The sequence below is a fragment of the Streptococcus azizii genome, assembly GCF_001984715.1.
Classification (GTDB): Bacteria; Bacillota; Bacilli; order Lactobacillales; family Streptococcaceae; genus Streptococcus; species Streptococcus azizii.
The window spans coordinates 70315-82534 of record NZ_MSPR01000011.1 but is presented as its reverse complement, the minus strand read 5'-3'; the positions used below and the strand labels follow the sequence as shown (position 1 = coordinate 82534).

General features: G+C 43.1%; 9 protein-coding genes. 3 read left to right on the top strand and 6 right to left on the bottom strand.

The window, feature by feature from the left end:
- A partial coding sequence (locus tag BVE84_RS06630; protein WP_076996274.1) for a transposase occupies window positions 1-445 on the top strand: 445 nt, incomplete at its 5' end.
- 169 nt (window positions 446-614) lie between these two features.
- Here the strand turns inward: BVE84_RS06630 and trxA are convergent.
- The 5 genes from trxA to treR all read right to left on the bottom strand — a co-directional run bounded on the left by trxA (window position 615) and on the right by treR (window position 6144).
- The gene (trxA, locus tag BVE84_RS06625; RefSeq protein WP_076996273.1) at window positions 615-929 is read right to left on the bottom strand and encodes a thioredoxin; all 315 of its coding nucleotides are present in this window, start codon (window positions 927-929) and stop codon (window positions 615-617) included.
- Between the two features lie 211 nt (window positions 930-1140).
- On the bottom strand, window positions 1141-3474 hold the full coding sequence (locus BVE84_RS06620; RefSeq protein ID WP_076996272.1) for an endonuclease MutS2: 2334 nt from the start codon (window positions 3472-3474) through the stop codon (window positions 1141-1143).
- Between the two features lie 1027 nt (window positions 3475-4501).
- Window positions 4502-5050 (bottom strand): CvpA family protein, encoded by a 549-nt coding sequence (locus tag BVE84_RS06615; RefSeq protein ID WP_076996271.1) that lies wholly within the window; start codon window positions 5048-5050, stop codon window positions 4502-4504.
- The gene (gene zapA, locus BVE84_RS06610; protein WP_076996270.1) at window positions 5047-5358 is read right to left on the bottom strand and encodes a cell division protein ZapA; all 312 of its coding nucleotides are present in this window, start codon (window positions 5356-5358) and stop codon (window positions 5047-5049) included. Before zapA ends, BVE84_RS06615 begins: the two co-directional genes overlap by 4 nt.
- A 72-nt stretch (window positions 5359-5430) precedes the next feature.
- Window positions 5431-6144 carry a trehalose operon repressor gene (gene treR / locus BVE84_RS06605; protein WP_076996281.1) on the bottom strand — a complete coding sequence of 238 codons (714 nt, stop codon included), beginning with the start codon at window positions 6142-6144 and terminating at the stop codon, window positions 5431-5433.
- 194 nt (window positions 6145-6338) lie between these two features.
- On the opposite strand from treR, the gene treP reads away from it, so the two are divergent.
- Both treP and treC read left to right on the top strand, forming a co-directional pair.
- Window positions 6339-8327 carry a PTS system trehalose-specific EIIBC component gene (gene treP, locus BVE84_RS06600; RefSeq protein ID WP_076996269.1) on the top strand — a complete coding sequence of 663 codons (1989 nt, stop codon included), beginning with the start codon at window positions 6339-6341 and terminating at the stop codon, window positions 8325-8327.
- A 639-nt stretch (window positions 8328-8966) separates the two neighbouring features.
- Window positions 8967-10595, top strand: a complete 1629-nt coding sequence (gene treC / locus BVE84_RS06595) for an alpha,alpha-phosphotrehalase (protein WP_076996268.1) — start codon at window positions 8967-8969, stop codon at window positions 10593-10595.
- Between the two features lie 556 nt (window positions 10596-11151).
- Here the strand turns inward: treC and purR are convergent.
- Window positions 11152-11964 carry a pur operon repressor gene (gene purR, locus BVE84_RS06590; protein ID WP_076996267.1) on the bottom strand — a complete coding sequence of 271 codons (813 nt, stop codon included), beginning with the start codon at window positions 11962-11964 and terminating at the stop codon, window positions 11152-11154.
- Window positions 11965-12220: the final 256 nt, after the last annotated feature.

The window sequence follows — 12220 nt, the reverse complement described above, 5'->3', positions numbered from 1 at the left end:
TGATGAAACCGGCATTGACACTTATTTAACACGCCCACGAGCGAGAGCTCCTAGGGGACATAAGGTTCTGGAGAAGATTAGTGGAAGAAGGTTTGAGCGTATTTCAGTTGTAGCTGGTCAAATTGGAAATCAATTTGTAGCTCCGATGATTTACAAAGAAAGTATGACAAGTGACTTTTTTATGAAATGGTTTTCAGAGGAGCTGTTACCCTCCTTATCTGAAACTCATGTTATTGTGATGGATAATGCGACGTTTCACCCCAAGAAACAACTAGATGAGCTTTGTATTGAACAACACCACTTCTTTCTGCCCTTACCTCCTTATTCACCGGAATTAAATCCAATTGAAACTGCTTGGGCAAACTTAAAGAAAGCAATCATAGAATTATTACCACAATTCGAATCTATAAATGAATCGTTGGATTACTATTTTAAAACTTACTAACTATAAATGATTTATTTTACAGCATTCCCCCAAAGAGGAGTGCTGTTTTTTATAGCTTTGAGTCATAAATAAAAAGTGTGACTGAGAACGACTAGGTTCGTCTCCTTCACACCTTCTAATGAATTCTTCCTGTCACTCACGTAATGACATTGGTAATTGCTCTCAGTTTTTATGCTAATTCAGCAACAATGGCTTTGAGCTGCTCTTTACTATGGACACCTGCCACTTGTTTGACGACTTCTCCGTCCTTCTTGAAAAGCAGGGTCGGGATGGACATAATCCCAAACTCACGCGCTGTGTTGGGATTTTCATCAACATCCATTTTCAAGATTTTCAATTCATCTTCATGCATTTCTTGGGCTAGTTGCTCTAGAATCGGTGCCTGCATGCGGCATGGACCGCACCAAGTCGCCCAAAAATCAATCAATACAAGACCATCTTTTGTTTCTTCGACAAAGTTGGCATCCGTAACTGCTTGAACCATATTCGTTCTCCTTTTCTCTTTGTACTGTTATTCTACACCAAAAGAAATCTTTTTCAAAATATTTACTACGTCCGGTAATAGCTCGCTGGAACAATCCATTTTGAGTGACCTATCCTGACTCAGGAAAATCTTTTTAGGAGGTGGTCATTTTTGAAAGAGCCTGAAACAGGTCGAGAAAGCAAAATAGCTACAGTAGGCACAGTGAGCCTGCTTATTTAAAGGTCACAATGGTGGCCCCACTTCCTCCAGCATTCTGCGGTGCATAACCAAATTCTTTGACCTGCTTGTTCCGACGGAGGTACTTGGTGACTCCCTCACGAATGACACCCGTCCCTATCCCATGGATGATGTCTACTTGAGATAGATTGTTGAGCAGGGCTTGGTCAATAAATTCATCCAATTCCTGCATCGCTTCCTCATAGCGTTTCCCGCGCAAATCAAGGCGAGCTTTTGGTCCTTTTCCAGCCCTACGCTTGACAATGTGGACCTGCTTTTGTTTTGGTTTTTCTGCTTTTTCAGCCTTCACCAAGGTAAATTCATCTGCTTTGAGCGTCATCTTAATCAGACCAACTTGAGCCTCCCAGCGACCGTCCTTTAACTGCTTGATTAAGGTCCCTCTCTGTCCATAGCTAGTCACCATGATGTCATCGCCCACGCGCGCCGCTTTTTCTTTCTTAGCCTTTTTCAAGACCTTGTTGTTAGAAAGATCAACAACTTCGGGGGCTAATCGTTTCAACTGGCTCTTGGCTTCGATGATCTGATGCGGTTTTAAGCTAGCTTGGCTATGGAGATGTTTCAAAATTTCATCGCTTTCCGCCAATGCCAGCGTGACAATCTCTTGTGCTTCTATGCGCGCCTTGTTTAGCTCTATTTCTTTCTCCCGCGAAAATTCATGGTAGAGTTTTTTCAAGACACGGTTCATCTTGAAATTTTCCTGTTCCACCTCACGGATGGTCTCCAAACGCTTCCGACTCTCCGTCGTTTGTGCCTCTAGCTTTTCAATCATTTGATTGACATCACTGTCTGTCTGTACCATACTGGCCGCATCGTTAATGATGGCAGGTGATAAGCCAAGACGCCTTGCAATATCAAAGGCATTTGAACGCCCCGGAACTCCCTGCATGAATCGATAGGTTGGTCGTAGGCTTTGACTATCAAACTCCATGCTCGCATTTTCCACCCCCAGTGTCTCAATGCCGTAGGCTTTTAATTCAGGATAATGGGTCGTTGCCATGGTTTTAATCCCCCGCAAGCGCAAGTCTTCTAGGATAGCCATCGCAAGAGAGGCTCCCTCTTGCGGGTCCGTTCCTGCCCCCAATTCATCAAATAAAATGAGGGAATCCTGGGTTGCATTCGCTAAAATATCTACTATGTGGGTCATATGGCTAGAGAAGGTCGATAGGCTTTGTTCAATCGACTGCTCATCACCAATATCTGCGAACAGGTCATGAAACACAGCAACGCGACTTCCCTTATCTGCCAAAATCGGCAGGCCTGACTGGGCCATAAGGTGGGTCAAGCCTAATGTTTTCAACATGATGGTCTTACCACCCGTATTGGGACCAGTAATCACGATGGCCGTCAGATCCTCCTTAAAGTATACATCATTCGGCACAGGATCTGTCAAAAGTGGGTGGCGAACATTTAACAGAATAATCTCCTTAGACGAGGACAAGGTGGGGATGGTAGCCTGATAAGTGCGAGCAAAAACATGCTTGGCGCGGATAAAATCAAGATGCCCAATCACCCAAGCATTATTGTAAATAGCACGACTATGCGGCCGCAACATGTTGGACAATTCCTGCAGGATGCGGCTGATTTCATGACGTTCTTCTGCCTTAGCATGGGTCATCGCTTCATTGAGGGAGACCACTGCACGTGGTTCAATATAAACTGTTGAGCCAGATGCCGAAATATCATGTACTACACCTGAGATGCGGTTGCGGTAGGTATTTTTGACAGGCAGGACATTGCGACCGTTCCGACTAGCTAAAACCGTATCCGTCAACATATCGCTCTTGGTCTTTAGCATCTCCTGCAAAACCTGTCTAATTTGGTCTTCTGATTCCCGAATCTTCCTGCGAATGTGCATCAATTTTTCACTGGCAAAATCTTCGACAAAACCTGCCTGATGAATCGCCTGCAAACTTCCTTGGATATGAGGGAAAAGTTCGATTTTTTCAAATAGGGAAGGCAACTGGAGCAGGTTTACATTTTCCAGCTGCCTGTAAAAATCAACCAGTTCCTTCGATACCTCTAATACTTTTTTCACAGCCAAAATTTCGGGAATATTGAGATCTGCGTCTAAGTCCAAGCGTTTCATGGCAGGACCTATATCAACTGTAGCACCCAGACTAAATCGGGGATGCTCTACAAATAACTGCCCCATATCCTCCACTTCATCAAAGGCCTTCTGAATCCTCCCTGCATCTGTCATCGGCTGGAGCTCTCGCAATTCAAGCTCTCCCTGCTCTGTCAGAATAAAGGGTTCCAGCAAGACCTTGACTTTGTGAAACTCTAAGGCTTCCATCATCTTTTGATTCATTTTCTTCCTCCGAGGGTCCCTCTTTCATTTCTTCATTCGTTATTCATCGTATTTCTTATTTTTAGTCGCTTTTCACGCCCTTGGTATCTTATGAAGTGAAGCAGGAAAGCGAGGATAAATGCTTCTAACTTTAAAGGTAGGCTATATCTGTGAAGCTAGAAATAGAAGTTTACTTTTACAAACTCTCCGTAACCTTTAAGGCATGAGCTGAAAACCTCCCCTTAGAGTGTCACTCGTCGAATTTTCTCTCTCCTAGCTCAGGCTTCTATGGTCACCTTCTTGTTTCAACTGGTTAATCCTCGCTTTCCGATTTCTTGGCTCGGGCTTCTATGGTCACTTTCTTCTTTCTAGGTGACCAGCTGAAACAGTTCCCCGAACTGTTTCACTCCACCGGGTTAGGTTACTCCCCGAACCATTGCAATCCCATTTTCGCTTTGAGTTCTTCACGGGCTTTGTATCTTGTGTAATTGAACTCGGACTACAACTCACTGTCAAAAAGACCAATCTCATTGGTTGCAAAGCAACCTACTTCGATTTCCTATTTTTCATTCGGTTTTTTAACGGCTTCACATCTTATCTGAACTCGGACTACATCTCACTGTCAAAAAGACCAATCTCATTGGTTGCAAGTCAACCTACTTCGATTGTCTATTTTTCAATCGTTTTTTTTAACGACTTCACATCTTAACCAACTGAGTTCGGACTAAAAATGTGAGAAAAAAGATGAATTGGCTTGATGACCTGAGTCATCTGCCCCCCCAATTCCCTATTTTTCTTTACATTTTCTTAACGTCCTCACATCTTAACTGAACACGCCCTAAACTCTGTGCGAAAAAGATAGTTTTTCCTAGAACTTGGGGTTCTGCGTCAAAACTCCTATTTTCGCTTTGAGTTCTTAACGGGCTTTGTATCTTGGTATAAACAGAGGGACTGGCAACCTGTGCTCAACCCCTGTCTATCTATCGTTTACTCTTTTGTGCCTCAATGGTGGGCGGCAAGGTGACAATCTCTTGAGGCCGATCTTCTCCTATTGTCCAAGCGTTGCAATCCACAAATTTTTAAATAGGTTGCCAGTGATGGGCATGTATTGAATCATAGCATTCGCCAGCCAACTCTTATGGAGCGTTTCTTGTACCAAGGCGAGCGGAATCGTCCCAGCAATGGTTAGGATAATCTGCAAGGAGATCATCGCTACCATAACTGCTAAAACGCCACTAATGACATTGGTTAGCGTTGTGTCTGGATCGGCAAATCGAACCAAGTGCATCAAAAGCCCCACTAGTCTCAGCCCAACATAAATAAATAGATAGACTACTAAAAAAGCCAGACCTGCATAAAAAATCTTATCTAGACTGAATAAGTATTGACTTTCAAAATAGTAGGTACTCGCTCCCTGACTTGCTGTTGCAAATGGTACCCATAAGTAGAACAGGGGAATCAACGGTTTGAATTGAGCCGCTGCAATAATAAGGGAAAAGATACTGGCAAAGGTATAATAGCTCTGCAATACAATGCCCCGACTATAGCCAATATAAAAACTCCACAATAAAATAATCAATAAGAGCAATGTTATCATGATAGATCCTCAAGTTCATCCAGATCTAATAGTGTCACATTTTTCTTGAGAACTTTTTCTTTCATACTAGCCAACTCGGCTTCTACCTTCTCGTGTTCCATCTCCCGCTTGAGCTGAACAGATAAGGCATTGATTGCCAGCAACAAGGCCAGAGTCTCAGAATCAGCTGTCGGCATTTTTTCCCGTATCGCCTGATATTTTTCTTGCGCAACCCGCTCAATCTCTTCCATAAAAAGATTATCATGCTCTGTTGTGAGTGTCAGCTGCTTATCCCCAAATGTAAACTTGTATCGATTTAAATTTGCCATAAAATTACCTCACCTACTATTATATCGTAAAATCAACCGTTTGGCTAATCGCTAGGTCAGTAGCACCAAAGGTCAGACCACACTTTTTCTCCGTGCAAAATCAACAAAGCGAAACTTGTCAATCTTATGTTTACTTTCCGTGTATTGGAACTGCTGTGTATTACTCAAAAAGACACGGGAACGAATCTGAACCAAATAGTCGTCCTTACTCTGCATCAGTTCTCTCTCTTCTCGATTGGTCGGCTCAACCGTAATTTCTTTTTGAGCATAGGCAATATCCAAACCTAGCTCACCCTCCAGATAAGCATAGATAGAGACCCGAGCAATATCCTTGGTCAAGTGTGGGACTAACTCATATGATAGATAGTCCGTATCAAGGACCGAAACGGTACCATCGATAGACCTTGTACGGACAAGTTTCCACACCTGATGATAGGGTTCAAACCCCGTCAACTGGGATAGACTACTCGTCACCGTCAATAGCTCTAGACTGACCACTTCTGTGTGACTGTCCATATGAAGCGTCTGGGCCAATTCTTGATAGGAGATTAAGCCTGATACAGGAAAATCAAGCAGTTCTTGTTTTAATACCAGGGAGCCCTTCCCTTGTACTTTCTGGATCAGACCGCGCTCTGTCAGCATAGCCAAAGCTTTTCGGATCGTATCACGGCTGACCTGATACTGATATTGCAACTCTTTTTCCGTTGGTAGTACCTGCTCTGCTGGATAGATATTTCCGTCAATTTTTTCTTTTATATCATTGAAAATTTCTTGATATTTTTTCATATTTCCTTCCATTGGTCTGCTTTTTAACATACAACTGCTCCTATTATAACAAAATTTAGCCTTTTTTTGAAAAAAAGCTTGCATTCTATCTTGAAATCGGATACAATACTCTTGTTCTTAAAATTTGTCCGTACAAATTTTTAAAAAATGAAAGGAGACGTAGTTCAACTATCGTCTGAAAAGGAAAACACTCAATGGGAAAATTTGAACAAGATGCCAAGACCCTCCTTGAAGCGGTCGGCGGTAAGGAAAATGTGACAGCTGTCACGCATTGTGCAACGCGGATGCGTTTTGTACTGGGAGATCCACAAAAAGCAGATGTCACTACCATCGAAAATATCCCCGCTGTTAAGGGTACCTTTACCAACGCAGGGCAATTCCAAGTCATCATCGGAAATGATGTCCCAATCTTCTATAATGACTTCACTGCAATTTCAGGTATCGAAGGTGTATCAAAAGAGGCAGCCAAATCAGCTGCAAAGAGTAACCAAAATGTGATTCAACGCGTGATGACCATGCTAGCAGAAATCTTCACACCAATTATTCCAGCCTTAGTCGTTGGGGGACTGATTCTTGGTTTCCGTAATGTCCTTGAAGGAGTGCAGATGGAATGGCTCGGTCAAAAGATTATCGATGGTGTCAAACAGGTCAACGAGCAAGGAGAGCCTGTCTACAACACCATCGTTGATGTCTCTCAATTCTGGAGCGGGGTCAACTCTTTCTTGTGGCTCCCAGGTGAAGCAATTTTCCACTTCCTACCAGTTGGAATCACTTGGTCTGTGACTCGGAAGATGGGAACCACTCAAATCCTTGGTATTGTCCTTGGTATCTGTTTAGTATCCCCACAATTACTCAATGCTTACGCCGTACCAAGCACCTCAGCAGCAGAAATTGCAGAAAAATGGTCTTGGAACTTTGGATTTGCGACCATTGCCCGCATCGGTTATCAAGCACAAGTTATCCCAGCCCTCCTTGCTGGTCTATCGCTCGCCTATCTTGAAAAATTTTGGCGTAAGGTCACTCCAGAAGTGATTTCGATGATCGTTGTCCCATTCCTCTCACTCGTTCCAGCCCTTATCCTTGCCCATACGGTGCTCGGTCCTATCGGTTGGACTATCGGTAAAGGATTATCAGCAGTCGTTTTTGCTGGTTTGACTGGCTCTCTCAAATGGCTCTTTGGCCTTGTCTTTGGTGCCCTCTATGCGCCGTTTGTTATCACCGGTCTCCATCACATGACCAATGCCATCGATACGCAGTTGATGGCAGATACCGCGACTCATACAACCGGTCTATGGCCCATGATCGCTTTATCAAACATTGCACAAGGATCTGCTGTCTTTGCCTACTTCTTCATGAAACGCCACAATGAACGCGAAGCACAAGTCGCTCTTCCAGCCACCATCTCTGCCTATCTCGGAGTGACAGAACCTGCCCTCTTCGGAGTCAACGTCAAGTACATTTATCCATTTGTCGCAGGAATGATTGGTTCAGCTATTGCAGGTCTGGTCTGTGTCATGTTAAATGTCCAAGCCAACGCTGTCGGAGTCGGCGGACTTCCTGCTATTCTTTCCATCAATTCTAAATACTTCGGTGCCTTCTTACTCACCATGGCAATCGCTATTGTAGTCCCCTTCATCTTGACCTTTGTCTTTGCAAAAACAGGCTTATTCATGAAAAAAGAAGAGGCTAGTAAAGAAGTTGCTCCCACCGCTGAAACAAGCCAACAAAAAGCCCCTACTCATATCAAGAGCCCCTTAACCGGTCAAGCAAAAGACTTATCAACAGCTACAGATCCTGTCTTTGCGTCTGGTGTGATGGGACACGGTATCTTGATTGAGCCAAGCGAAGGCGAGCTGGTCGCACCAGTTGATGGTGTCGTCTCTGTTCTCTTCCCAACCAAGCACGCTGTCGGTATCACCGCTACAAACGGTCTTGAAATGCTCATCCACATTGGTATGGATACTGTCAGTCTCGAAGGCAAAGGCTTTGAAGCTCATGTCCAACAAGGAGACCAGGTTAAGGTCGGTGATCCCCTAATCAGCTTTGATATCAGTGTCATCAAAGAAGCTGGTCTTGTGGTAGAAACACCTGTGATAATCACCAACCACACTGATTTTCCAGTAGAAACCATCGGAGACTTGCCACGCCAAGCAGAACGCGGACAAGCCATTCTAAACGCATAATACATAACAATGGAAGCTGAACTCTCTTTCATCCCTGTTCTAATACTCAATAAAAATCAAAAGTTGACAACGTATCCTGTTGATTTTTAAAGAGTATAAAACCAGTTGAAAGAACTCAGCTTCTACTCTTATATCCTTCAAGAATCAACAGGATACTTATCACGGGTTTTGTATCTTATATAATTGAGTTCGGACTAAGGTCTGTGTGAAAAAGATAGGCAGCTGTTTCAGCTTTAGCTGATTACAGATGAGAATCCCTTTAAGGGGATAGGCAGCTGTTTTGACTTTAGCCGATTACAGATGAGATTGCAACAGTTCGGTGAACTGTTGCAACTGGTCACCTAGAAACACGAAAGTGACCACAGAAGTTTGAGCCAAGAAGCAGGAAAGCTAGTAAATGTAAATAGGCTGAAAACCTCCACTGGAGCTTTTCACTCGTCATGTTTCCTAATTTTCAGTCGCTTTTTATACGCCCTTTGTATCTTGTAATTGAACTCGAGCTACAACTCACTGAAAAAAAGACCAATCTCATTGGTTGCAAGACAACCTGCTTCGATTGTCTATTTTTTCTAGGAGTTGTTTAACGCTCTCGTATCTTATGTAACTAAGCATTACCCATCCATAGAATAGGAGAACACTATGACATTCGATAAGCGTAAGGTCGTCTATCAAATCTATCCAAAATCATATAAGGATACGACCGGAAATGGTGTCGGAGACCTACAAGGAATCATCCAAAAACTGCCCTATTTGAAAGAATTAGGCATCGATATGATCTGGCTCAACCCTTTCTACCCCAGCCCTCAGCATGATAATGGCTACGACATCTCAGACTACACAGCCATCAATCCTGATTTTGGGACTATGGCAGATTTTGAAGAGATGATTGCCACGGGACAGAAACTAGGGATTGATTTCATGCTTGATATGGTTCTCAATCACTGCTCAACCGAACATGAATGGTTTCAAAAAGCCCTCGCAGGTGATCCCTACTACCAAGATTTCTTTATCCTACGCGATCAGCCTACCGACTGGGTGTCCAAATTCGGGGGAAATGCCTGGGCGCCTTTTGGCACTACTGGCAAATACTATCTTCACCTATTTGATAAGACCCAGGCCGACCTCAACTGGCGGAACCCTCATGTCCGAAAAGAGTTATTCAATATTGTGAATTTCTGGAAAGAAAAAGGGGTCAAAGGGTTTCGCTTCGATGTTATCAACCTGATTGGAAAGGACGAAGTCCTAAAAGACTGCTCCATCAACGACGGAAAACCCGCCTACACAGACCGCCCAATTACGCATGACTACCTCAAGATGATGAATCAGGCGACATTTGGAACCGAATACGGCTTTATGACTGTCGGAGAGATGTCTGCCACCACCATTGAAAACTGTATCCTATATACCGCACCTGATCGAAAAGAATTGGCCATGGCCTTTAACTTCCATCACCTGAAAGTAGACTATAAAGACGGAAAAAAATGGACCCTTGCAGACTTTGATTTTCAAGAATTAAAACGCCTCTTCCATACATGGGGAGAAGGCATGAGTGAGGGAAATGGCTGGAATGCACTCTTTTACAACAACCATGACCAGCCAAGGGCCCTTAATCGATTTGTAGACATCAAGAATTTTAGGAGCGAAGGTGCAACCATGCTGGCAGCTTCCATCCATCTCTCACGAGGGACACCCTATATTTACATGGGAGAAGAAATCGGCATGCTGGACCCTGATTATGACTCAATGGCAGACTATGTCGATGTAGAAAGCCTCAATGCTTACCACATCATGTTAGACGAAGGAAAGACAGCCGAAGAGGCCTTTGCTATTATTCAGGCAAAATCGCGTGACAATTCCCGCATACCAATGCAATGGGATGCCAGCGAACATGCAGGCTTCACAACTGGCACTCCTTGGCTCAAGGCAGGGAAAACCTATCGCAAGATTAACGTCGAAACCGAAAAAAACGGACGCATCTTTCCCTTCTATCAAGAACTCATTCGCCTGCGTAAAACGATGCCGATCATCGCTGAGGGAGATTATAGCGCAGCTTATAAGGAGGACAAGCATATCTACGCCTTTGAACGGAGACTCGGAAAGCAAACATTACTTGTCCTCAACAATTTCTTTGCTAAGGAAGTGGAACTTGAACTAGCCCCACACTATGTCGATGGAAAAATCCTTATCAGTAATTACCCAGACACTTCCATCAGCAAGACGATTACCCTGCAACCCTATCAAGCACTGGCGATTTTGAAAGAAGGATAAACAAGGACACACTGATACTCAATGCTCATCTCGTTCCCCTACAGTTAAGATGTGAGGACGTTAAGAAAATGTAAAGAAAAATAGGGAATTGGGCAGGTGACTCAGGTCAGCAAGCCGATTCATCTTTTTTCTCACATTTTTAGTCCGAACTCAATTCCACAAGATACAAATCCCGTTAAGAACTCTAAGCAAAAAAACAAAAATAGGGCTTTTTACCCCCCGAGACTCTTGACCCAGTATCCGATTGATTTTTGAAAAGTATGAGAATATCTAATCTCTCTTTCGTCTTTACCCCATTTGAACATCAGTTAAGAAAAGATTAAGGTTTACACGCTATACTATATTCATCCTAAAAAAACTTTTCTTTTTCATATCGTTCACAAAGCCACTAGAAGATTCTATTGAGCGAATGGACGAAAAATCTCCTTAAAAGCCCTGTCATTCGACAGGGCTTTTCTATATCCTACTTATACTCTATAAAATCAACAACTGAATGGGCAAGGTATCCGAAAGTAGGACCGATAGAATCCAAAGAGATTTTGTCGAGTATGAAATCCTATTTAAAAATATTGCCTAGTTCAACATCCACCTTATTGTCTTTAACATCAATGTTGGTGACAGCCAGGAGTGATTTATAATCTGCTACATTACGAGCTCCCTTTTGATTTTCAGCAAAGACTGCCACACCTGCTAGACTGCTATCAAATTCTGACAAGAGGCTAATCATTCCGTTAATGGTGCCGCCATTTTTTAAGAAATCGTCAACAATCAATACGCGACTGCCTGCCTTGAGACTGCGCTTGGATAAAAACATCTTTTCAATGCGATCACTAGATCCAGACACGTAATTAACAGATACCGTTGACCCTTCCGTGATTTTCAAATCCCGACGCACAATCACAAACGGTACATTCAAGACATTGGCCACCGCATTCGCTAAAGGGACTCCCTTGGTCGCCACAGTCATCACTGCATCAATCTGCTCATCCTTAAAACTATTGGCAATAATCCGACCAACATTTTTCAAAATATGGGGTGTTGAGAGCAGATCAGAAGAGTAAATATAGCCCCCTGGCAAGATGCGGCTACTCTCTGCCATTTGACTGCGCAGTTGTTCGGCGATAGCTAGAGATTCCTCATCTGAAATCGATGGAGTAAATATCACACCGCCGCTTGCTCCTGTAATGGTCTCAATCTGACCAATACCACTTTCTTCAAAGGCTTTTTTGATAATCGCAATATCCTCTGAAATGGATGATTTAGCAGAGTTGTACTTCTGTGCAAACATATTTAAACTTGTCAATTCGTAAGGGTGGTTGATAAGATAGTGAGAGATGACGACCATTCGTTCACTTCTTCTTAATTTCATAGCCGATTCCTCCTTTTGTTTTTTCAATATTATACCATAAAAACAGAAAAAACGAACCTTTTTTCATCATTAGCTCGTTTTTTTCGTATTTTATAGTCTTTTAAGCCATATTTCCTAGCCTTTTTATAGGTCCCCTTCAGCAGTGCGAATCCAAACAGACTCCTTTGAAGTCTCGTCCCTCACTTTTGAACCTCTGTCTCAAAAATACCGTTCCAGATAATCATATAGCGATTGTCTAGAATACCACTAAGGCAGG

Excerpts from the sequence above, each read along its gene's own strand:
- BVE84_RS06620 (WP_076996272.1), bottom strand. The coding sequence starts at position 3,474 with ATGAATCAAAAGATGATGGAAGCCTTAGAGTTTCACAAAGTCAAGGTC.
- treR (WP_076996281.1), bottom strand. The coding sequence starts at position 6,144 with ATGAAAAAATATCAAGAAATTTTCAATGATATAAAAGAAAAAATTGAC.
- zapA (WP_076996270.1), bottom strand. The coding sequence starts at position 5,358 with ATGGCAAATTTAAATCGATACAAGTTTACATTTGGGGATAAGCAGCTG.
- purR (WP_076996267.1), bottom strand. The coding sequence starts at position 11,964 with ATGAAATTAAGAAGAAGTGAACGAATGGTCGTCATCTCTCACTATCTT.
- treC (WP_076996268.1), top strand. The coding sequence starts at position 8,967 with ATGACATTCGATAAGCGTAAGGTCGTCTATCAAATCTATCCAAAATCA.
- BVE84_RS06615 (WP_076996271.1), bottom strand. The coding sequence starts at position 5,050 with ATGATAACATTGCTCTTATTGATTATTTTATTGTGGAGTTTTTATATT.
- trxA (WP_076996273.1), bottom strand. The coding sequence starts at position 929 with ATGGTTCAAGCAGTTACGGATGCCAACTTTGTCGAAGAAACAAAAGAT.
- treP (WP_076996269.1), top strand. The coding sequence starts at position 6,339 with ATGGGAAAATTTGAACAAGATGCCAAGACCCTCCTTGAAGCGGTCGGC.